Here is a 21799-nt window from a genome sequence, read left to right on the forward strand (position 1 = left end):
TGCGGCCGTGTTGTATAAAAAAATGAACAAGGCTAAGCTCGGGAGAAGCCCTGATAATCCAATAATACGGGTGTTCCATGATTCGCATGTCGCTCTCCGGTGTCATTGCTCGTGCCGCGCAGGCCGTGGCGTACCCGAAACACTCGCTGGCGGCCGCGAGCGTTCAGGGGGCAACTGCCGGTCATTCGCCGCGGCCCCCGAGCGCAGCAGCACGGCTCGCTCATGGCGCTCGAAAATCTGCACACTCCGTCAGCTTCCCCTGTCCTCTTGCCACCCTCTTGCTTCGCCAGCCGGTAGCGCGACGTGCTGCGCTGCAGTCCTCGAATGGCGGAGCTGTTATCACGCCGCTGGGGGATTTGCTGCAGCGGCCCGTGCTTTGCAGGTGAGGCGGATCTGTCGAGTGCAACAAAGGTCGGTTACAGTCGGCGGCGGATGGCGAAACAGCGCGGTCAGTGCGCCAGTTGTCTGGCCTGGATGCCTGGCTGCTGTCCAGGGCCTGCGCGTCAAGCCAGGTGACAACCCGGATTATCCTGCGCTCCAGAGAGCTTCGTTGCGAAGTTCTCCAGGTGCGTGGGACATGTCGAGCCGGCCGAGGATGCCGGCTTCAAAAAACCTGAGGTCTCTATGAGTACCAGATTGGACCAGCTTTCCAGCTGGTTGAAAGAACGCAAGATCACCGAAGTCGAATGTCTGGTCAGCGACCTGACGGGTATCGCCCGTGGCAAGATCTCGCCGACCAACAAATTCCTCGACGAAAAGGGCATGCGCCTGCCCGAAAGCGTATTGCTGCAGACCGTGACCGGCGATTACGTCGAAGACGACGTCTATTACGACCTCCTCGACCCGGCCGACATCGACATGATCTGCCGGCCGGACGAGAACGCCGTGTTCATCGTGCCCTGGGCCATCGAGCCGACCGCCCAGGTGATCCACGATACCTACGACAAGCAAGGCAATCCGATCGAGCTGTCGCCGCGCAACATCCTCAAGAAAGTGCTGCGCCTCTACGCCGACAAGGGGTGGCAGCCGATCGTGGCGCCGGAGATGGAGTTCTATCTGACCAAGCGCAACAGCGACCCGGACTTCCCGCTGGTGGCGCCGATGGGCCGTTCCGGGCGTCCGGAAACTGGCCGGCAGAGCTTCTCGATCGACGCGGCCAACGAATTCGATCCGCTGTTCGAAGACATGTACGACTGGTGCGAGCTGCAAGGCCTGGATCTGGACACCCTGATCCACGAAGAGGGCCCGGCGCAGATGGAAATCAACTTCCGTCACGGCGAAGCGCTGCACCTGGCCGACCAGATCCTGGTGTTCAAGCGCACCATGCGTGAGGCGGCGCTCAAGCACGACGTGGCGGCGACCTTCATGGCCAAGCCGATAACCGACGAGCCGGGCAGCGCCATGCACCTGCACCAGAGCATCATCGACAAGCACACCGGCAAGAACATCTTCTCCAACGAGGACGGCTCGATGAGCGAGCTGTTCATGCACCACATCGGCGGCCTGCAGAAATACATTCCGGAGCTGCTGCCGTTGTTCGCCCCCAACGTCAACTCGTTCCGCCGCTTCCTGCCGGACACCTCGGCGCCGGTGAACGTCGAGTGGGGCGAGGAAAACCGCACAGTGGGCCTGCGTGTACCGGATGCCACGCCGCAGAACCGCAGGGTCGAGAACCGTCTGGCGGGCGCCGACGCCAATCCTTATCTGGCTCTGGCGGCCAGCCTGCTGTGCGGCTACATCGGCATGGTCGAAGGCATCGAGCCAAGCGCTCCGGTGGTGGGGCGCGGCTATGAACGCCGCAACCTGCGCCTGCCCCTGACCCTGGAGGCGGCGCTGGAGCGCATGGAAACCTGCCAGGTGGTCGAGCAGTACCTGGGCCACAAGTTCGTCAGTGGCTATGTGGCGGTCAAGCGTGCCGAGCACGAGAACTTCAAGCGCGTGATCAGCTCCTGGGAACGCGAGTTCCTGCTGCTCTCGGTGTGATTCAGCCGCAGGGCCGACGCGCGATCCGCACGGCCCTGCATTCATAAAGAGGTGGACATGACGGTAAACAACCCGAAGACCCAGCAATGGCAGGCCATGAGCCGCGACCATCATCTGGCGCCTTTCAGTGATTTCAAGCAACTGGCCGAGAAAGGCCCGCGCATCATCACCCGCGCCGAGGGTGTGCACCTGTGGGACAGCGAGGGCCATAAGATCCTCGATGGCATGGCCGGACTGTGGTGCATCGCTATCGGCTATGGTCGTGAAGAGCTGGTCGAGGCGGCCAGCAAACAGATGCGCGAATTGCCGTTCTACAACACCTTCTTCCAGACCGCCCACCCGCCCGTGCTGGAATTGGCCAAGGCGCTCTCCGAGGTGACTCCAGCGGGCATGAACCACGTGTTCTTCACCGGTTCCGGCTCCGAAGGCAACGACACCATGCTGCGTATGGTGCGCCATTACTGGGCGCTCAAGGGCAAGGCCGGGAAGAAGGTAGTGATAGCCCGGGAGAACGGCTACCACGGCTCCACGGTTGCCGGTGCCAGCCTGGGCGGTATGAAAGGTATGCATGAACAGGGCGACCTGCCGATTCCCGGTATCGTCCATATCGCCCAGCCGTACTGGTTCGGCGAAGGCGGCGACATGACCCCCGAAGCCTTCGGCATCTGGGCAGCCGAGGAACTGGAGAAGAAGATTCTCGAGGTCGGCGAGGACAATGTCGCGGCGTTCATCGCCGAGCCGATCCAGGGCGCCGGTGGCGTGATCATCCCGCCGGACAGCTACTGGCCGAAGGTGCGCGAGATCCTCGCCAAGTACGAGATCCTCTTTGTCGCCGATGAGGTGATCTGTGGATTCGGCCGCACCGGCGAGTGGTTCGGTAGCGATTATTACGGCAACTCGCCGGACATGATGACCATCGCCAAGGGACTGACCTCCGGCTATGTGCCAATGGGCGGCCTGGTGGTGCGTGACGAAATCGTCGAGGTGCTCAACGAAGGTGGCGACTTCAACCACGGTTTCACTTATTCCGGGCATCCGGTGGCGGCTGCCGTGGCGCTGGAAAACATTCGAATTCTGCGCGAAGAAAAGATCGTCGAGCGAGTCAGAGAGGAAACGGCACCGTATTTGCAGAAACGACTGCGTGAACTGGCGGATCATCCGCTGGTGGGGGAGGTACGTGGAGTGGGCATGCTCGGCGCCATCGAACTGGTGAAGGACAAACAGACCCGCGAGCGTTATCCGAGCGACAAGGCGGTCGGTATGATCTGCCGCGGTCATTGCTTCGAGAATGGATTGATCATGCGCGCCGTGGGCGACACCATGATCATTTCGCCGCCCCTGGTGATCAGCAAGCCGGAAATCGACGAGCTGGTGGAAAAGGCCCGCAAGTGCCTGGATCTCACCGCCCGTGCTTTACTGGCCTGAGGCTTGAGCGATGCAGCGGTTATCGCCAGACTGCGCCGGCCAATAAAAGGGAGCCACGCGGCGGCGCGTGGCAACCCGGATAATCAACACTACCAATGGAGCTGAACCGCATGATCAAGACTTTCGGCAAGACTCTGCTAGCCGTGACGCTGGCCGGCACCATGGCCGGCGTGGCGCAGGCCGATGGCAAGGTACTGAATGTCTACAACTGGTCGGACTATATCGCTGCGGACACCGTGGCCAAGTTCACCAAGGAAACCGGCATCAAGGTCACCTACGACGTCTTCGATTCCAACGAGACGCTGGAGGCCAAGCTGTTCGCCGGCAAGTCGGGCTACGACATCGTGGTGCCCTCGAACAACTTCCTGGCCAAGCACATCAAGGCCAAGGTCTATCAGCCGCTGGACAAGTCCAAGCTGCCGAACTGGGAAAACCTGGACAAGAACCTGCTGAAAACCGTCGAGGTCAGCGACCCGGGCAACCAGTACGCCTTCCCGTACATGTGGGGGTCGATCGGTATCGGCTTCAACCCGGAGAAGGTCAAGGCCGCCCTGGGCGAGAATGCTCCGGTGGACTCCTGGGACTTGCTGTTCAAGCCGGAAAACATCGAGAAGCTGAAGGCCTGTGGCGTGTCGTTCCTCGATTCGCCAACCGAGATCCTGCCGATCGCCCTGCAGTACCTGGGCTATGAGCCGACCAGCACCGATCCCAAGCAGCTCAAGGAAGCCGAGGCGCTGTTCCTGAAGATCCGTCCTTCGGTAACCTACTTCCATTCGTCCAAGTACATCTCCGACCTGGCCAACGGCAACCTCTGCGTCGCCGTGGGTTATTCGGGTGACGTGTACCAGGCCAAGTCCCGTGCCGAAGAAGCCGGTGGCAAGGTCAAGGTCGCCTACAACATTCCCAAGCAAGGCGCCGGTACCTTCTTCGACATGGTTGCCATCCCTGCCGATGCGGAAAACGTCGAGTCGGCCTACGCCTTCATGAACTTCCTGATGAAGCCGGAAATCATGGCCGAGATCACCAACGAAGTGCAGTTCCCCAACGGTAACGCCAAGGCGACACCACTGGTGGATGAAGCCATTCGCAACGATCCGGGCATCTATCCTACCCAGGAAACCATGGGCAAGCTCTACGCATTCCCGGATCTGCCACCGGCAGCCCAGCGCGCCATGACCCGCAGCTGGACCAAGATCAAGTCCGGACGCTGATCGAGCCGAGACCGCAGCGTTGTCTGGCACTGCGGTCCAGGCTTGAGCCGGCATGGCGGGCGGAACACCGCCTGCCGAGCGCTGCGACCCAGCCGTCGCGCGCACTCGAATCGCGATGCGTCACCGGAGGGTGACGAGCCACAAGAAAGAGGACGACCTGTGCATTTTTCCCTGGGCAAGATTCTGACGACGACCGCGCTTTCGGTTGGCTTGGCAACCCTGGCACATGCGGACGGCAGCGTGCATATCTACAACTGGAGCGATTACATCGGCGAGCAGACCCTGGTCGAGTTCCAGAAGGCCACGGGTATCAAGCCGGTCTACGACGTCTTCGATTCCAACGAAACCCTGGAAGGCAAGCTGCTCGCTGGCCGTACCGGCTACGACGTGGTGGTGCCGTCCAACCATTTTCTCGGCAAGCAGATCAAGGCGGGCGCGTTCCAGAAACTCGACCGTAGCAAGCTGCCGAACTGGAACAACCTCGACCCGGCGCTGCTCAAGCAACTCGAAGCCAACGACCCGGGCAATCAATATGCGGTGCCTTACCTGTGGGGCACCAACGGCATTGGCTACAACGTCGCCAAGGTCAAGGAAGTGCTGGGTGTCGAGGAAATCGACTCCTGGGCCGTGCTGTTCGAGCCGGAGAACATGAAGAAGCTGGCCAGCTGTGGTGTCTCCTTCCTCGATTCGGCGGACGAGATGATTCCCTCGGTGCTCAACTACCTGGGCCTCGATCCGAACAGTCAGAGTGGCGATGATTACGCCAAGGCCGAAGCCAAACTGCTGGAAGTACGGCCCTACGTGAGCTACTTCCACTCCTCGAAGTACATCAGCGACCTGGCCAACGGCAACATCTGCGTGGCGTTCGGTTACTCCGGTGACGTTTTGCAGGCTGCAGACCGTGCCGTGGAGGCCGGAAAGGGCGTCGAAATCGCCTATGCGATTCCCAAGGAAGGCGCCAACCTGTGGTTCGACATGCTCGCCATCCCCAAGGATGCCGGCAACGTCGAGCAGGCCCATGCCTTCATCAACTACCTGCTCGATCCACAAGTGATCGCCGGGGTCAGTGACTATGTCGGTTACGCCAACCCCAACACCAAGGCGGGGGAGCTGATGGATCAGGACATTCGCCAGGACGAATCGGTATATCCACCCCAGGCCGTTCTGGACAAGTTGTACATCTCGGCCGAACTGCCGCCCACGGCGCAGCGCCTGATGACGCGAAGCTGGACGAAGATCAAGTCCGGAAGATGAACCCATTAGCGCCCGGCCTTTGCCGGGCGCCATTTTTGTTGCGGGAGTTTGGTAATGGCAGTTGCTTCCAGTGCCTACAAGAAGGTCCTCGAGGGGAGTCAGCAACCGAAAGAGGTGCTGGTCAAGATCGAGCGCGTGACCAAGAAGTTCGACGAGACCATCGCCGTCGACGACGTGTCGCTGACCATCAACAAGGGCGAGATCTTCGCGCTGCTCGGTGGCTCCGGCTCGGGCAAGTCGACCCTGCTGCGCATGCTCGCCGGTTTCGAGCGGCCGACCGAGGGGCGTATTTTCCTCGATGGCCAGGACATCACTGACATCCCGCCCTACGAGCGGCCGATCAACATGATGTTCCAGTCCTACGCGCTGTTCCCGCACATGAGCGTGGCCGACAACATCGCCTTCGGTCTCAAGCAGGACAAACTGCCCAAGGACGAGATCGATGCCCGCGTGGCGGAAATGCTCAAGCTGGTGCAGATGAGCCAGTATGCCAAGCGCAAGCCCCATCAGCTGTCTGGTGGCCAGCGCCAGCGGGTGGCCCTGGCCCGCTCCCTGGCGAAGAAGCCCAAGCTGCTGTTGCTCGACGAGCCCATGGGTGCGCTGGACAAGAAGCTGCGTTCGCAGATGCAACTGGAGCTGGTCGAGATCATCGAGCGCGTGGGGGTGACCTGCGTGATGGTGACCCACGACCAGGAAGAGGCCATGACCATGGCCCAGCGCATCGCCATCATGCACCTGGGCTGGATCGCCCAGATCGGCAGCCCCATCGACATCTACGAGACGCCAGCCAGTCGCCTGGTCTGCGAATTCATCGGCAACGTCAACCTGTTCGACGGGCAGATCGTGCACGATGACACCGACCACGCGGTGATCGACTGTCCGCAGCTGGACAAGCCGATCTACATCGGCCACGGCATCAGCACCCGCGCCCAAGAGACCCAGGTCACCTATGCGCTGCGCCCGGAAAAGCTGCTGATGGCCACGCAACTGCCCGGCGACCACGAACACCCGGATTACAACTGGAGCCACGGCAGCGTTCACGATATCGCCTACCTGGGCGGCCACTCGGTGTACTACGTCAAGCTCACCTCGGGGCAGATCGTGCAGTGCTTCATCGCCAACGCCGAGCGGCGCGGCAAGCGACCGACCTGGGATGACCCGGTGGTGGTGTTCTGGGAAGACGACAGCGGCGTGGTGCTGCAGTCATGAAAATGAGCAGCCTGACCAAGCGTATGCCTACCGGCCGACACCTGGTGATCGGCGTTCCGTTCATCTGGCTGTTCCTGTTCTTCCTGCTGCCCTTCATCATCGTGCTGAAGATCAGCTTCGCCGAAGCCGACGTGGCGATTCCGCCCTACACGGAAATCTACACCTGGGTGGATAACACCCTGCAGGTGGTGCTCAACCTGGGCAACTACATCTTCCTCAGCGAGGATGAGTTGTACCTGGCCGCCTACCTGGGCTCGCTGAAAATCGCCTTTTTCAGCACCCTGGCCTGCCTGCTGATCGGTTACCCGATGGCCTACGCCATTGCCCGTGCGAAAAAGGAGACCCAGATGGTGCTCCTGCTGCTGGTGATGATGCCGACCTGGACCGCGATCCTGATCCGCGTTTATGCCTGGATGGGCATTCTCAGCAACAACGGCCTGCTCAATGGTTTCCTGCAGAGCATCGGCCTGATCGACTCGCCGCTGCAGATCCTCAACACCAACACGGCGGTGTACATCGGTATCGTCTATTCGTACCTGCCGTTCATGATCCTGCCGCTGTTCGCCAACCTGGTGAAGCATGACCAGAGCCTGCTCGAGGCTGCCTCGGATCTCGGTTCGAGCAACTTCAACAGCTTCTGGAAGATCACCGTACCGCTGTCGAAGAACGGCATCATTGCCGGTTGCATGCTGGTATTCATCCCGGTGGTGGGCGAGTTCGTCATCCCCGAGCTGCTCGGCGGCCCGGAAACGCTGATGATCGGCAAGGTGCTGTGGCAGGAGTTCTTCAACAACCGCGACTGGCCGGTGGCATCCGCCCTGGCGGTGGTGATGCTGGCACTGCTGCTGATTCCGATCATTCTGTTCAACAAGAACCAAGCCAAAGAGATGGAGGGCCGGGCATGAAGAATTTCCGTTTCTCCACCCTGATGCTTTGGGTCGGTTTCGCGTTCATCTACCTGCCGATGTTCATCCTGGTCATCTACTCGTTCAACGCCTCGCGGCTGGTCACGGTATGGGGTGGCTGGTCGACCAAGTGGTACGTCAGCCTGCTCGATGACCGGCAACTGATGGGTGCAGTGTGGCGCTCTCTGGAGATCGCCTGCTACACGGCGATCGCCGCGGTGGCGTTGGGCACCATGGCGGCCTTCGTGCTGACCCGGGTGCACCGCTTCAAGGGGCGCACGCTGTTCGGTGGCCTGGTCACCGCACCGCTGGTCATGCCGGAGGTGATCACCGGTCTGTCGCTGTTGCTGCTGTTCGTGGCCATGGCACAACTGGTCGGCTGGCCTGCAGAGCGCGGCATGATGACCATCTGGATCGCCCACACTACTTTCTGCTCGGCCTATGTGGCAGTGGTGGTATCGGCGCGTCTGCGCGAGCTGGATCTGTCCATCGAGGAGGCCGCCATGGATCTCGGGGCGCGGCCATGGAAGGTGTTCTTTCTGATCACCATTCCGATGATCGCGCCTTCGCTGGTAGCCGGCGGCATGATGTCCTTCGCCCTGTCCCTGGATGACCTGGTACTGGCCAGCTTCGTGTCCGGCCCGGGCGCCACCACGCTGCCGATGGAGGTGTTCTCCAAGGTGCGTCTGGGGGTCACCCCGGCGATCAACGCCGTGGCCAGCCTGATCCTGCTGGCGGTGTCCCTGGCGACCTTCCTGGTGTGGTTCTTCGCCCACCGCGCCGAAGAGCGCCGCCGCAAGGCGATCCAGCAGGTCATGGAAGAAAGTCAGGCGGCGATTCATGCACGCCCTGAGGCCAAACCTGCCCACTAAGCCCGTTTGCTCGACAGACAATGCCCGCCACTGCATCAGCAGGGCGGGCATTGTGCTTTCTGGGCGGCGTTGCGTTGCCGATGCTCCTACTCATGACATCAGGCGCCAGCTGTAGCCCGCCGATACGAACACGAGGCCATAACGAAAACGCCCGGGCATTGGCCCGGGCGTTTTGTCTTGCGTGGTGCGTCAGCGAGTCAGGTGCAGGAAGTGCATGTGGCGCTCGTACTGGTCGAGGATATCGCCGATCACTTCTTCGCGGTTCCAGCCCATCACGTCGTAATCCTGGCCGCCTTCGTCCAGGTGGACTTCGGCGCGGAAATACTTGCGCTCTTCGTTGGTGTCGTCGCGGGTGTCGCGCATCACGAAGCTTGGCTGGATCAGCGCGCGTGGGCGCACCTGATACTGGAAGTCAGCCTCGCTGCCGTGACTGACCGACAGCGTCACGCGGCCATCTTCACCGCTCTCCACGGTCGCTTCGCGGCCTTGTTTGCGCAGCTCCTCTGCAACCTGTTCGCAGGCTGGCAGGACGGTCTCGCTGATGAAACGATTCACATGAGAACGACGTGGCAGCATGACCATGCTGCGCAGACGACGCTGCCAGCCGCCCGGGCTCGTGCTGCTACGCGAGCTGAGGGAAACCTGATCGCGCAGGCTGCGCTTGGCCGCATCCAGCTGCAGGGCGCGCAGCAGGCCCCACATCGACGCCATCAGCGCGATCACGAAGGGCAGGGCACTGGCGATGGTTGCGGTCTGCAAGGCCTTGAGGCCGTCGGCGAGCAGCAGCGAAGCCGCCACCACCGCCATCAGCGCTGCCCAGAAGATGCGCTGCCACACCGGCGTCTGGTCTTGCCCGCCCGAGGCGAGCATATCTACCACCATGGCGCCGGAATCCGCCGAGGTGACGAAGAACACCACGATCATCAACACCGCGATCTGCGACAGGATCATCGACATCGGGAAGTGTTCGAGGAAGGCGAACAGCGCCAGAGAGCTGTCCTTGTTCACGGCCTCGGCGAGATCGGTGACGCCGTCGACGAGAATCATGTGGATGGCGGTATCACCGAATACGGTCATCCACAGCAGGGTGAAGCCGGCCGGCACCACCAGCACGCCGCTGATGAACTGGCGGATGGTGCGACCGCGGGAAATCCGCGCGATGAACAGCCCCACGAACGGCGACCACGACAGCCACCAGCCCCAGTAGAACAGCGTCCAGCCACCGATCCAGTCGGTCGGTTCATAGGCGTAGAGATTGAAGGTCTTGCTGACGATCTCCGATAGATAGCCGCCGGTGTTCTGCACGAAGGTCTGCATGATGAACACGGTCGGGCCCAGGATCAGCACGATCAGCAGCAGGCCCACGGCCAGAATCATGTTCAGCTCGGAGAGGCGGCGGATGCCCTTGTCCAGGCCACTGACCACGGAAATGGTCGCCAGCGCCATGGTGAACACCAGCAGGGCGATCTGCACCGTGGTGGTGGTCGGCAGGCCGTACAGGTGGTTGAGGCCGGTGTTGATCTGCAGTACGCCGTAACCCAGGGAGGTGGCGACGCCGAGCACGGTACCGATCACCGCGAAGATGTCTACCGCGTGGCCGATGGGACCGTAGATACGGTCGCCGATCAGCGGGTAGAGGGCCGAACGCAGGGTCAGCGGCAGGTTATGCCGGTAGGCGAAGTAGGCCAGGATCAGTGCGACGATGGCGTAGATCGCCCAGGCATGCAGGCCCCAGTGGAAGAAGGTCAGCTTCATCGCCTCCTTCGCCGCCGTGACGGTCTGCGGGTCGCCCACCGGCGGCGCGATGAAGTGCATCACCGGTTCGGCGACACCGAAGAACATCAGGCCGATACCCATGCCGGCGCAGAACAGCATGGAAAACCAGGTGGTGTTGTTGTATTCGGGTTCGCTGTGATCGGGGCCGAGCTTGATGTCGCCGTAGCGGCTGACCGCCAGAAACACCACGAACAGCAGGATCAGGGCCACGGCCAGGATATACACCCAGCTGGCATTTTCGATGATCCACGCTTGGGTGGCGCCGAACACGCTCTGCGCGTTGTCCTTGAACACGGTGCTGTAGATCACCAGGCAGGCGATCAGCAAGGTCGAGCCGAAGAACACCGGCGGGTTGAGGGTGGAGCGGGAAGACGATTTCGCCTCCATGAGCGGGCTCTCCTTGATCAGAGTTTCTCCAGGATGAACAGGCAGGCCCGTCGCAGCCTGGACCATTGGGGCCGGCAGGCGGACGCAGGCGATGCCGCATGGTTCATCGGACGGGCGTCAGGGGCGCAAAGCCGTGTAGGGTAGCACCATCGATAGTCATGTTCTTCAGCGAACATGCTGTCGATAGCTTTACTTATATATTCGTTCCACCTTTTTTCCAGGACGAGAGGCTTTGGCCGCGGGCTTGCCAGGCCGTTGGACGGGCTGTAGTGGGTTCTGTCACTGGCCCCCGGACGTGTGGGGGAAAAGGTGTTCCAGGACCTGCTGCAGTTCGAAGATATCGGACATGGCATACAGGCCGACTGGCCGGGCCAGGTGCTGGCTGTAAGGTGGCTGTTCCACGGCGCCTTGTACCAGGGTGACCTGGTGCGCCGGGTCGGGCAGGTATTTCAGCCCGGCCACGCTGAAACGTGCTGCGCGGGTCGTACCGTCGTTACAGGTCTCTCCGCGCGCCTGCAAGCCGTTCAGTTCGGCCAAGGTCGGTGGCCGGGCGAACACCGCATCGTAGAACTCCACGACCGGGCTTTCGTTCAGCTCCGCGCAGTGGTGCACGTACGCCGCGTAGACATGCCGGTCGAGGCGGATGGCGATGACGTCGCCCGCGCGGTAGAAGGTGGTATCGTCCGGCCGACTCGGCGAGCGTTTCAGCGGCGCTGGCGCGCTGTCGAGGAAGGTGTGCTTGATCGCTTCGGATTGGCGGCAGAAATCGTCGCTGAGGATCACACCGGCGTTCAGCGCATCGATGGCGTTGCGGGCCTGCTCGCTCAGGCGCGGGTCGGCCAGGCCGTACTGGTGCAGGACGATCGCCAGGGCCAGCGTGATGATTTGCCGGGCATGGGCGGGGACCAGCGCATCCTCGGTTTGCACTACGCAGTTCCAGCGTCGCAGCAAGGGCGGCAGCACCTGGGCGGCGCCCTCCGGCCCGCCACGTGCTCGGGTATGTGCCACCAGCCTGGCGACATCCTCGTCGATGGCCTTGACCAGCTTGTCCGCTGCCAGTTTCTTCAGTGCCCGTGCATGGTTCATGGTCATCGGGGGCTTCTCTCGGTTGCACGTGGCGCAGTGGTCAGGTTGCGCCACTTATCTGCAGGAGGGTGTGCAGCAACCGCTGCTGCTCGCCCGTGGCTTTTTTCGCCCGCCGGGCGATGACGTCCGCCTTGCCGCAGAGCAGGTACGCCACATGTTCGGCACTGTAGGGCGGCAGTTCCTGCAGCTGTTCGATCAACAGCCCGAGCATCCGCTCGTCATCCAGCGGTGGCTGGATCTTCGGCCTCAGGGCTTCGCTGGCGCAGCGCAGGCAGGCGACCAGCACCGGCAGAGAGGCCTCGGTCAGGCCGTACTGGGCAACGAAGGCCGTGATGAAAGGATCCTGCACGCACTGGTGTTCTTCATCCACTTCGGCCATGTAGTGCGCCAGCAGCGGGAAGTAGGCCTCGCTGGCCAGCGCCAGGCCGAAGGTCGCGTAGCTGCCGGGCATGCAGCTCTTTTCAGCCTCGGCGTCGGCATAGCACTCGTAGCGCTGGATGGCGATACGGGCGTACCGCTCCAGTGCCGTGTGCAATTGTGGGTAGCGCAGGGCGTTGGCGAAGAAGCGGTGGGTGTCGGAGCGCGCGAGCCCCTTGACCGCCAGGTAGTGCCGGGCCGATGACTTCAGCTGGATGCGATAGTGCCTGGGGAAGCCCAGGGTCAGCAGGTGGGTGATGAAGGCCAGGGCCTGGCCGTAGGCGTCGGCGCTTTCCTGGCGGATCTCGAGGGTCAGCAGGGCCAGCACATCGTTGGCGCTGCCACGCAACGCGGCGCTGTCCAGAGCAGTGGCGTCCGCGGGGTAGGCGCCACTGCCGTGTTCCAGCAAGCGGACGGCGCGGTCGCTGCCCAGTTGCCGGGCCAGTTCCAGGAAGGTCAGCCCTTTGGGTTGGCTGTAGCTGGGCTCGAACCGCAGGATCAGGGTCGCGGCGTACAGCAGCAGCGCCAGCGGATGGGCCGGGTCATCCGCCGCCGCAAGGCGCTCGGTATCCGCCCTGGGGTGGTGTTGCAATTGCCGATACTCATCGCGCTGCTGCTCGAAGTGGCGCGGCAGGAACTGTTCTTCGGCCCAGCAGCGCAGCGCGTGGGTGATGTGATGGCGGTGCTCGGCCAGGCTCTGCCGCCCGGCATTCAATTGCTGGATACGTTCGAAGCCGCGCAGCAGGCACGGGACGTCCGGTTCGGGGAACAGTTCGGGATCGAGAACGTGCCCGCAGAAGAACAGGGTGTCCAGCGGCTCCGTCGGCGCGTTGCCCTTTTCCAGGATCTGTTCCGTATAGCGCGTCACCTGTTCCAGTAAATCCCGTTGCTTGGCCAGATTGAGGTGGTCGACCAGAATCGTCTCCAGCAGGCCCAGGTCGGTGGCGATGCGCGCCGTGACGCGGATACGCCGATAACTCAGCGGCGCATTTTCCTCCACCCGCTGCAGGCGCTGACGAATGGTGGCGGCGAGGGCGGGAAGCCAGGTGCTTTCGGCTTGCCCGTGTTGCAGCGGGCCGTGCCAGTCGCCGGGATCGAAATCGTCGTCCAACCCCGGTATCGGCTCTTCGAGGGAAACCCGCGAGGCCTCGCAGTTGAGTATCACCGTATGGCTCGCCGCCCGCAGCGGGCTGTCCTGTGCCGCATCGATCGCGGCGTAGCGCTGCTCCAGGGTGTCGAACCAGCGTTCCAGCGCGGCGAGGCTGTTGTCCAGGGTGAGGGGCGGCGAAGCGCTCATGGCGTGTCACCCAGGTGGGCCAGTTTCTTGGTGACCCGGGCCTTGAAGGCTTTCGAGGTGCCATGCTCCAACAGCAGATGCAGCGCCTGCCGGCCGGTTCTGGCGTGGTGCAGAACATAGTCGTGGAAGTGCTTGTCGCCAGCCTCGATCAGCCTGGCCACGTTGGCACGGTCTCGCGGGGCTTCGTCGTAGGCGGTCATCGACGCCTCCAGGGCATAGTGATCCTCGGCGCTCTGCTCGGAGGTGTCCTGGGCGAAGACCTGTACCTGCAATGCCTCCTGCTCGGTCACACCGAGGAAGACGAACAGCGTCGTGTCCCAGATCAGGTACTGCCGGGTGGTGGCGTTTTCGGGAATGTAGAACTGGGTGCAGAAATGCAAGAGCTTGTCCTGGTAGGTGGGGATGCTGGCTTGCGAGGCCTTCCATTTCGGCGGCCGGCGCAGGTAGCGGACATCACCCTGGCGCAGCATGTCGACGCAGGCATAGGTCGCCGGGCCTTCCGCCTGCCGGTACATGGGGCCATCGTGCTGGGCGAGGGGGTGGTGAATCGGTTCGGGGCTGTCGCCCCGGCTCTCCACCACCAGCAATTGCAAGCGCTTCAGCTCCCCGAATGCGGGGTGGGTTTCGCCAGTCTTCACCACCGCCCCGAACAGGTGCAGCCGCCTGGCGATGCTGGTACCCAGGATGTCCATCTCGGCCTGGGAAAGCGTGATGTCGCCGATGAGGATCGCCGTTCCCCCGGTTATCACGGGAGCCTGGATGGCAAGAGGCAAGTCCTGTTCCCTGATGTCGATGGACGTTCTCCTGGTCGTGGTGGATGCATCGCGGTGGCCGTCGCACGGGATTCAATCACCCTGCGCGGGTACGGGGTTCCGAGGGTGCGGCCCGCGCCGCAAAGTTCCTGGGAGCTGTCCGGCAGCGGTATGTCCGGGCCTGGCTTTCCGCGCCGACGGTTTCGCGGCGCCCATCTCTCGGCGGTGCGTCGAGCCGTCGCGCAATGTGCCGCCAAACGACGGCATAGTCAAAGCGTCCTGGGGTCTTTTGCCGTCTCGCGTCGCCGTGGCGCTCACTCATCCCTGCGCCGGCCGGTACTGCAGGGCCTCGGCCAAGTGGCAGCGTGCGATATCGGGCGTATCGTCCAGGTCGGCCAGGGTTCGCGCCACTTTGAGCAGGCGATGGGCGGCGCGCAGGGAGAGGCCGAGGCGTTCGCAGGCCTGTTCCAGCCAGCGGCGTTCGGCATCCGGCAGGACGCAATGGCGTCGCAGGCCCGGCAGGTCCAGAAAGGCGTTGGCACAGCCCTGGCGAGCCATCTGCCGCTGCCGGGCGGAGGCGACCCGGGCGGCCACCGTGGCACTGCTCTCGACGCCGTGCGGCGGGCTATACAGAGTGGTGGCCTCGCGGGCCACGGTGACGTGCAGGTCGATGCGGTCGAGCAAGGGCCCCGACAGCTTGCCGCGGTAGCGCTGTATCTGCTCCGGGCTGCAACGGCAATTACCGCTGGGGGCGCCGAGAAAACCACAGGGGCAAGGGTTCATCGCCGCGACCAACTGGAACCTGGCTGGAAAGCGCGTCTTGTCGCGGGCACGGGCGATCACGATGCTGCCCGACTCCATGGGCTCGCGCAAAACCTCCAGCACCTTCCTGTCGAATTCGGGCAGTTCGTCCAGAAACAGCACACCGTGATGGGCGAGGGTTATCTCGCCGGGCTGTGGCCTGCTGCCGCCACCTACCAGGGCCGGGCCCGAGGCGCTGTGATGAGGCTGCCGGAATGGCCGCTGCGGCCAGCTCTGCAGCGGTGCATGGCTGGCGACCGAGCGAATCGCCGCAACCTGCAGGGCCTCGTCTTCGCTCAGTGGCGGCAGCAGGCCAGGCAGGCGGCTGGCCAGCAGCGTCTTGCCGGTGCCGGGCGGGCCACTGAGCAGCAGGTTGTGGCCACCGGCGGCCGCGACCAGCAGAGCCCGCTTGGCTGCGACCTGCCCCTGCACCTCGGCGAGATCCGGGTAGGGTTGCGACTGATGCAGCAGACCCTGGGCCTTGTATGGTGCCAGCGGTGTCTGGCCATTCAGGTGTGCGACCAGTTCCAGAAGGTGCCCCGCTGCCAGTACCGTCAACCCGGAAGCCAGGCTGGCTTCTTCCGCGTTTTCCCTGGGCACCACGAGGGTGCGTCCCGCTCCCCGTGCCGCCAGGGCTGCGGGCAGTACACCGCGAACGGGACGGATGCTACCGGACAGCGCCAGTTCACCGAGGCACTCGAGCGTGGTGAGCGCGTCCGCCGGCAACTGGCCGCTGGCGGCCAGAATGCCAAGGGCGATGGCCAAGTCGAAACGGCCGCCGTCCTTGGGCAGATCGGCGGGGGCCAGGTTCAGAGTGATGCGCCGAGGGGGGAAATCCAGTGCGCAGTTGAGGATGGCGCTGCGCACGCGATCCTTGCTTTCCTTGACCGCCGTTTCCGGCAGGCCGACCAGTGCCAGGGCGGGCAGGCCGTTGGCCAGGTGGGCCTCGACGGTGACGGCGGGAGCCTCTACGCCAACCTGGGCGCGGCTGTGGACTATGGCCAATGACATCGATCACTCCTTGATCGTGGCGGTTCACTCGACGCCGCGTCAGGGCGTCGTTGTACTGCCTGACTCCATTTCGGCGACCCTGGCCTCCAGAGCCTCGAGGCGTGCGCGGGTGCGCGCCAGCACCAGCATCTGGCTGTCGAACTCCTCGCGGCTGACCAGATCCAGTTTGCTCAAGCTGCTCTGCAGAAGCGCCTTGAGTTGGCTCTCGAGCTCGCTGCGTGGCAACGGATTGTCGCCGCTGAGCAGGCGTGTCGCCTGGCTGCTGAGCGCGTCTAGCAATGCTTTGGGTGGCAGCATGGGAACCTTCCGGAAACGATTGGCGGCAGTGTAGCACGGTGGTTTTCGGAGGCGGCCGGCTGTCGGTGCACTGAATTGGTGCGCCCAGCAATGCGCTTTGGCGCCGTTCTGGTGCGGTAGTACCGCGTGGTGGTTTGCCGACATGCCTCGGTGCGCCCGTAACGTCCTGAAACGAGGAGATTTGCTGGTATTGGCAAGCTTTCTGCTTGGAGGCAGATGACCCATGCACCGATGCGGTTCGGTCGTACCGTACGGGCGGGGAGTGTTTCGCCGGGAGCAGTTGGTGGTATCGGGATCAGCCTGTCTTGGCAACCGATGCATACAAAAGCCAGACACTGAGCTTAGACTGGCCACGGGGCAAGAATTCCTGGGGCAAGTCCACCTTACACGGGAGAGAGTTTCATGAAGCTAGTCACTGCCATCATCAAGCCGTTCAAGCTGGACGACGTCCGCGAATCGCTGTCGGAAATCGGTGTGCAAGGCATCACCGTCACCGAAGTGAAAGGATTCGGTCGTCAGAAAGGCCATACCGAGCTGTACCGCGGTGCCGAATACGTCGTCGACTTCCTGCCCAAGGTGAAGATCGACGTGGCGATCGCCGACGATCAGCTGGACCGCGTCATCGAGGCGATAACCAAGGCCGCCAACACCGGCAAGATCGGTGATGGCAAGATTTTCGTCGTCAATCTGGAACAGGCGATCCGCATCCGTACCGGCGAAACCGATACCGACGCGATCTAAGCTCTGCCCCCTTACCCCCCAATCGTCCCAGGAGTTAAATCATGACTCTGCGAAAAGTCGCAGGGCTCGGAGCCCTTTCGTCCCTGTTTTTCCCCGGCATGGCCATGGCGCAGGAAGCGACACTCAATTCCGGTGACACCGCCTGGATGCTGACCGCCACCGCCTTGGTACTGTTCATGACCATCCCCGGCCTGGCGCTGTTCTATGCGGGCATGGTGCGTTCCAAGAACGTCCTGTCGGTGATGATGCAGTGTTTCGCCATCACCGCGCTGATGAGCATCCTGTGGTTCGCCTACGGTTACAGCCTGGCGTTCGACACCACCGGGATGGAAGCCGGTGTGACCAACTTCAGCTCCTTCGTGGGCGGTTTGGGCAACATGTTCCTCGGCAACCTGACCAAGGAGTCGCTGACCGCGTCCTTCCCGGAAAGCGTATTCGTCACCTTCCAGATGACCTTCGCGATCATCACGCCTGCACTGATCGTCGGTGCCTTTGCCGAGCGTATGAAGTTCTCGGCGATGCTGGTGTTCATGACCGTCTGGTTCACCCTGGTATATGCACCGATCGCGCACATGGTCTGGGGCGGCGACGGCGCCCTGATGTGGGACTGGGGCGTGCTGGACTTCGCCGGTGGTACCGTGGTGCACATCAACGCCGGTATCGCCGGGCTGGTGGCGTGCATCGTGCTAGGCAAGCGCAAGGGCTTCCCGAGCGTGGCCATGGCGCCGCACAACCTGGGCTACACCCTGATCGGCGCGGCGATGCTGTGGGTCGGCTGGTTCGGTTTCAACGCCGGTTCCGCTGCCGCTGCTGACCAGACCGCCGGCATGGCCATGCTGGTTACCCAGATCGCCACCGCCGCCGCCGCGCTGGGGTGGATGTTTGCCGAGTGGGTCGCGCACGGCAAGCCAAGCGCTCTGGGCATCGCCTCTGGCGTCGTCGCAGGCCTGGTCGCCATCACCCCCGCTGCCGGCACCGTCGGCCCGATGGGCGCGATGATCATCGGTCTGGCGTCCGGCGTGATCTGCTTCTTCTGTGCCACCAGCCTCAAGCGCAAGCTGGGCTACGACGACTCCCTGGACGTGTTCGGCGTGCATGGCGTGGGCGGTATCGTCGGCGCGTTGCTGACCGGTATCTTCGCAGCACCTGCCCTGGGTGGCTTCGGCGAAGTCCAAGACATCGGCCTGCAACTGTGGATCCAGTTCAAAGGCGTTGCCTTCACCGTGATCTACACCACCATCGTCACCTTCGTGATCCTCAAGGTCATCGATGTGGTCATGGGCCTGCGTGTCAGCGAAGAAGAAGAGTCGGTTGGCCTCGACCTGGCTCAGCACAACGAGCGCGGTTACATCCTGTAACCCGAGTAGAGCCCGCCGCTTGCGGCGGGCGAGTGCCCGGAGCCAGTGGCCGGCCCGGGCATCTCGGTCGTCAGTACACGCCCAGCCGCTTGGCCGCCCGCTTCGATCCCCTCCATCTGCCGAATCGGCTGCACCATTGGGTGCTCCAGTGCGGCAACCCATGGCTTGCCGCTCGGTGACGAGAAGCGCGTCGCGCAGGGCGAGGTGGCTCATGGCTGCCGCATGGCTCGAGCCTCCCTTTGATTGCCAGCCCCATGGCCTGTGCGGTTTCTTTCCCGGCGGATCGCGCGCCCCTGAAAATGATCCCCGAACCACCAAAAGGCCGTGCAGACGGCCTTTGCTTTTTTCTACGGCACGCTAGAATGCGCGCGTTGAAAAAACAGGACGGCGAACATGTGGCAGCAACGGTTGATCAGCCTGCGTCCTCGGGTACGGGGCTTCCATCTCGTCACCGATGAATTGCAGGATTCATTACCGGAACTGCTGAGCTGCAGGGTGGGTCTGTTACACCTGTGGCTGCAGCACACGTCGGCGTCACTGACTGTCAACGAGAATGCGGACCCGGCGGTAAGACGCGACTTCGAGCGCTTTTTTCGCCGCCTCGTCCCTGAGGATGCGGCGGGTTACGAGCATTGTGACGAAGGACCGGACGACCTGCCGGCGCATTTCAAGTCGAGCCTGTTGGGCGTTCAGTTGCAGGTTCCCGTGAGCAACGGGCGCCTGGCACTGGGTACCTGGCAAGGGATTTACCTGGGCGAGCACCGTGAGCAGGGTGGTGCGCGCCGAGTGTTGGCGACCTTGCAAGGTACGGCGAATTGAATTTTTTCCAGGCGTTCGGCAGCGCTGGGCGACTGGGCTATAACTAACCTGCTTTTCGCAAGTCATGAGGTTGAACATGAGCGACGAAGAACTGGAACAAGACGAGCTGGAAGGCGCAGACGAGGACGACGGCGAGGAGCTGGCGGCCGCGGATGGCGATGGTGGCGATGACGACAGCGAATCCGACAGCGCGGCTCCTGCCAAGGGCAAGGCCAAGAAAGCCGTCGAAGTAGACGAGCTGCCGAGTGTCGAAGCCAAGCAAAAGGAGCGTGATGCGCTGGCTCGCGCCATGGAAGAGTTCCTGTCACGGGGTGGCAAGGTGCAGGAGGTCGAACCGAACGTGGTTTCCGACCCGCCCAAGAAGCCCGACAGCAAATACGGCAGCCGCCCCATCTGAGGCAAACGCCGCTTGCACACGTCAAAGCCCGCCCTTTCAGGCGGGCTTTGACGTTTCAGGGCGTAGAGACATGCGCCGGTGCTGGGTTTTAGCCCACCCATTACTCACATCCATCGAGCGTGGCAGCCCGGGCCAGGAGCGGTCCGGTGGGGCTTGAGGAGGGCGATCCGTTTTCGCCCGTCACTCGAACTGCCGCTAGGCCCAGCGCTGCAGCAGTGCTGGCAGCTCGCTCAGGCTGCGGATCTGCGCATCGGCTTCAGCGTCGCCGTCCCAGGCCTTGCCTTGCGGGTTGAACCAGACGGCGCGCCAGCCGGCCGCGCGCGCCCCGGCGATGTCGTCACCGGGGTGGTCGCCAATGTGCACGGCCTGCTCGGCCCGCATGCCGGAGCGGCTGAGCGCCTCCTGAAAGGGTTTGCGGTCGGGTTTACCGACGCCCAGCTCTTCAGCGCAGAGGATGACGCTGAAATAGTCGGCCAGCCCCAGGCGGCGCACGTCAGCATTGCCGTTGGTGATCACGCCCAGGTGGTAGCGGTTGGCCAATTGCTCCAGCGTGGTGACCGTATCGGCGAAGAAGGTGATCGCGTGACGCGCCTCGAGCATGGCCTGGAAAGCACCTTCGGCGAGGTGCCGGGCTTCGTCGGGAGCATGGCCGACCCCTTCCAGCGCATGCCGCAAGGTGCGCTGGCGCAGCTCGCTGAGGCGGTATTTCAGGCTCGGCTCGGCTTCCAGCAGGCGGCCGCGGGTCTGCCCCAGGTATGTGACAGGCTGGCTCGCCAGGCGGGGGGCGTGGGCGCTGATCCAGTCGCGCATGGCGGCCTCGGCGCCGAGGATCACCGGGCGGTTGTCCCACAGGGTGTCGTCGAGGTCGAAGGTGACCAAGCGGATACTCATGAGTCCTGTTCCTTGCGGCGTTTGGCACGTGGATGGGCGCTGTCGTAGACCTTGCTCAGGTGCTGGAAATCCAGGTGGGTGTAGATCTGTGTGGTGGCGATGTCGGCATGGCCCAGCAGCTCCTGCACCGCGCGCAGATCCTGGGAAGATTCGAGCATGTGGCTGGCAAAGGAATGACGCAGCATGTGCGGATGAATGTGCTGGCCCAGCTCACTGATGCCTGCCTGGCGAACCCGCAGCTGCACCGCACGGGCGCCAATGCGGCGTCCCTGACGGCTGATGAACAGCGCACCCTCCGCCGGATTGGCCAGGGCGCGTAGCGGCAACCATTGCTCCAGGGCTTCACGGGCCTTGCCGCCGACGGGCAGTTCACGCACCTTGTTGCCCTTGCCGACCACCCGCACCAGGCCGGCAGGCAGGTCGAGACCATCGAGGTCGAGTGCGACCAGCTCCGACAGGCGCAACCCCGAGGAATAGAACAACTCGAGCATGGCGTGATCGCGGCGGGCGATGAAGTCGTCTTCCTGGGCGCCGTCGAGCAGTTGGCTGGCGCGATCCACGTCCAGCACCTTGGGCAGCCGGCGCTCGCCCTTGGGAGGTGTCAGACCGCTGGCCGGGTCGTGTCGGCAATGGCCTTCGCGGATCAGGTAGCGATACAGGCCGCGGGTGGCGGAAAGCAGGCGCGCGAGGCTGCGGGCCGACTGCCCTTCCATGTGCAGGCGCGCCACCAGGCGGCGCAGACGCGAGGTATCGAGGGCGGTCCAGTCGGAGAGTTGCTCTTTCTCGCCGTAGGCGAGCAGCTTGCCAAGGTCGCGGCGGTAGCCATCCAGGGTGTGCATGGACACCTGGCGCTCGCTGCGCAAGTGCTCGAGATAGGCATCAAGGTCAGTTGCAAGCTTCACGCTTCACG

Annotated in this window: 19 protein-coding genes; 11 read left to right on the forward strand and 8 right to left on the reverse strand. The window is 63.2% G+C overall.

From position 1 onward, the window contains the following. Window positions 1-624: 624 nt before the first annotated feature. The 7 genes from BLR94_RS09505 to BLR94_RS09535 all read left to right on the forward strand — a co-directional run bounded on the left by BLR94_RS09505 (window position 625) and on the right by BLR94_RS09535 (window position 8859). Complete coding sequence (locus BLR94_RS09505) at window positions 625-1983, forward strand: glutamine synthetase family protein (RefSeq protein ID WP_084304687.1); 1359 nt, start codon at window positions 625-627, stop codon at window positions 1981-1983. Between the two features lie 57 nt (window positions 1984-2040). Next, complete coding sequence (locus BLR94_RS09510) at window positions 2041-3408, forward strand: aspartate aminotransferase family protein (protein ID WP_084304686.1); 1368 nt, start codon at window positions 2041-2043, stop codon at window positions 3406-3408. Between the two features lie 110 nt (window positions 3409-3518). Then, complete coding sequence (locus BLR94_RS09515) at window positions 3519-4619, forward strand: polyamine ABC transporter substrate-binding protein (RefSeq protein ID WP_090423691.1); 1101 nt, start codon at window positions 3519-3521, stop codon at window positions 4617-4619. A gap of 180 nt (window positions 4620-4799) precedes the next feature. Continuing rightward, window positions 4800-5873, forward strand: a complete 1074-nt coding sequence (locus tag BLR94_RS09520) for a polyamine ABC transporter substrate-binding protein (RefSeq protein ID WP_084304727.1) — start codon at window positions 4800-4802, stop codon at window positions 5871-5873. A 54-nt stretch (window positions 5874-5927) separates the two neighbouring features. Further along, window positions 5928-7082 (forward strand): polyamine ABC transporter ATP-binding protein, encoded by a 1155-nt coding sequence (gene potA, locus BLR94_RS09525; protein ID WP_084304685.1) that lies wholly within the window; start codon window positions 5928-5930, stop codon window positions 7080-7082. After that, the gene (locus BLR94_RS09530) at window positions 7079-7987 is read left to right on the forward strand and encodes an ABC transporter permease subunit (RefSeq protein ID WP_084304684.1); all 909 of its coding nucleotides are present in this window, start codon (window positions 7079-7081) and stop codon (window positions 7985-7987) included. The genes potA and BLR94_RS09530 overlap by 4 nt, the downstream gene beginning before the upstream one ends. Continuing rightward, entirely contained in the window at window positions 7984-8859 is an 876-nt protein-coding gene (locus BLR94_RS09535) for an ABC transporter permease subunit (RefSeq protein ID WP_084304683.1), read from the forward strand. Before BLR94_RS09530 ends, BLR94_RS09535 begins: the two co-directional genes overlap by 4 nt. 189 nt (window positions 8860-9048) lie before the next feature. On the opposite strand, the gene BLR94_RS09540 is transcribed toward BLR94_RS09535, so the two are convergent. The 6 genes from BLR94_RS09540 to BLR94_RS09565 all read right to left on the reverse strand — a co-directional run bounded on the left by BLR94_RS09540 (window position 9049) and on the right by BLR94_RS09565 (window position 16683). Next, window positions 9049-11022, reverse strand: coding sequence for a BCCT family transporter (locus tag BLR94_RS09540; protein WP_084304682.1), 1974 nt, complete (start codon window positions 11020-11022; stop codon window positions 9049-9051). Between the two features lie 279 nt (window positions 11023-11301). Continuing rightward, complete coding sequence (locus tag BLR94_RS09545) at window positions 11302-12114, reverse strand: hypothetical protein (RefSeq protein ID WP_084304681.1); 813 nt, start codon at window positions 12112-12114, stop codon at window positions 11302-11304. A gap of 34 nt (window positions 12115-12148) precedes the next feature. Then, window positions 12149-13822 carry a DUF6138 family protein gene (locus BLR94_RS09550; RefSeq protein WP_084304680.1) on the reverse strand — a complete coding sequence of 558 codons (1674 nt, stop codon included), beginning with the start codon at window positions 13820-13822 and terminating at the stop codon, window positions 12149-12151. Beyond that, window positions 13819-14595: a hypothetical protein gene (locus BLR94_RS09555; RefSeq protein WP_084304679.1), complete on the reverse strand. Its 777-nt coding sequence runs from the start codon at window positions 14593-14595 to the stop codon at window positions 13819-13821. The genes BLR94_RS09550 and BLR94_RS09555 overlap by 4 nt, the downstream gene beginning before the upstream one ends. 297 nt (window positions 14596-14892) lie before the next feature. Continuing rightward, window positions 14893-16386 carry a YifB family Mg chelatase-like AAA ATPase gene (locus BLR94_RS09560; RefSeq protein WP_084304678.1) on the reverse strand — a complete coding sequence of 498 codons (1494 nt, stop codon included), beginning with the start codon at window positions 16384-16386 and terminating at the stop codon, window positions 14893-14895. A 39-nt stretch (window positions 16387-16425) separates the two neighbouring features. Then, on the reverse strand, window positions 16426-16683 hold the full coding sequence (locus tag BLR94_RS09565; protein WP_084304677.1) for an accessory factor UbiK family protein: 258 nt from the start codon (window positions 16681-16683) through the stop codon (window positions 16426-16428). Between the two features lie 402 nt (window positions 16684-17085). Between BLR94_RS09565 and glnK the strand changes: the two genes are divergently transcribed. The 4 genes from glnK (at window position 17086) to sutA (ending at window position 19998) form a co-directional block, all read left to right on the forward strand. Further along, the gene (gene glnK, locus BLR94_RS09570) at window positions 17086-17424 is read left to right on the forward strand and encodes a P-II family nitrogen regulator (RefSeq protein WP_003096476.1); all 339 of its coding nucleotides are present in this window, start codon (window positions 17086-17088) and stop codon (window positions 17422-17424) included. A gap of 41 nt (window positions 17425-17465) precedes the next feature. Continuing rightward, a complete protein-coding gene (locus BLR94_RS09575; RefSeq protein WP_084304676.1) occupies window positions 17466-18782 on the forward strand; it encodes an ammonium transporter in 1317 nt (438 codons plus the stop codon). A 393-nt stretch (window positions 18783-19175) separates the two neighbouring features. Beyond that, entirely contained in the window at window positions 19176-19601 is a 426-nt protein-coding gene (locus BLR94_RS09580) for a secondary thiamine-phosphate synthase enzyme YjbQ (RefSeq protein WP_084304675.1), read from the forward strand. Window positions 19602-19677: 76 nt separating this feature from the next. Beyond that, window positions 19678-19998, forward strand: coding sequence for a transcriptional regulator SutA (gene sutA, locus BLR94_RS09585; RefSeq protein WP_084304674.1), 321 nt, complete (start codon window positions 19678-19680; stop codon window positions 19996-19998). 195 nt (window positions 19999-20193) lie between these two features. Here the strand turns inward: sutA and BLR94_RS09590 are convergent, their stop codons facing one another. Beyond that, window positions 20194-20889 (reverse strand): HAD family hydrolase, encoded by a 696-nt coding sequence (locus BLR94_RS09590; RefSeq protein WP_084304673.1) that lies wholly within the window; start codon window positions 20887-20889, stop codon window positions 20194-20196. Continuing rightward, window positions 20886-21728: a tyrosine recombinase XerC gene (locus BLR94_RS09595; protein WP_244158136.1), complete on the reverse strand. Its 843-nt coding sequence runs from the start codon at window positions 21726-21728 to the stop codon at window positions 20886-20888. Before BLR94_RS09595 ends, BLR94_RS09590 begins: the two co-directional genes overlap by 4 nt. Window positions 21729-21799: the final 71 nt, after the last annotated feature.

The organism is Phytopseudomonas flavescens, assembly GCF_900100535.1.
Lineage (GTDB): Bacteria > Pseudomonadota > Gammaproteobacteria > Pseudomonadales > Pseudomonadaceae > Aquipseudomonas > Aquipseudomonas flavescens.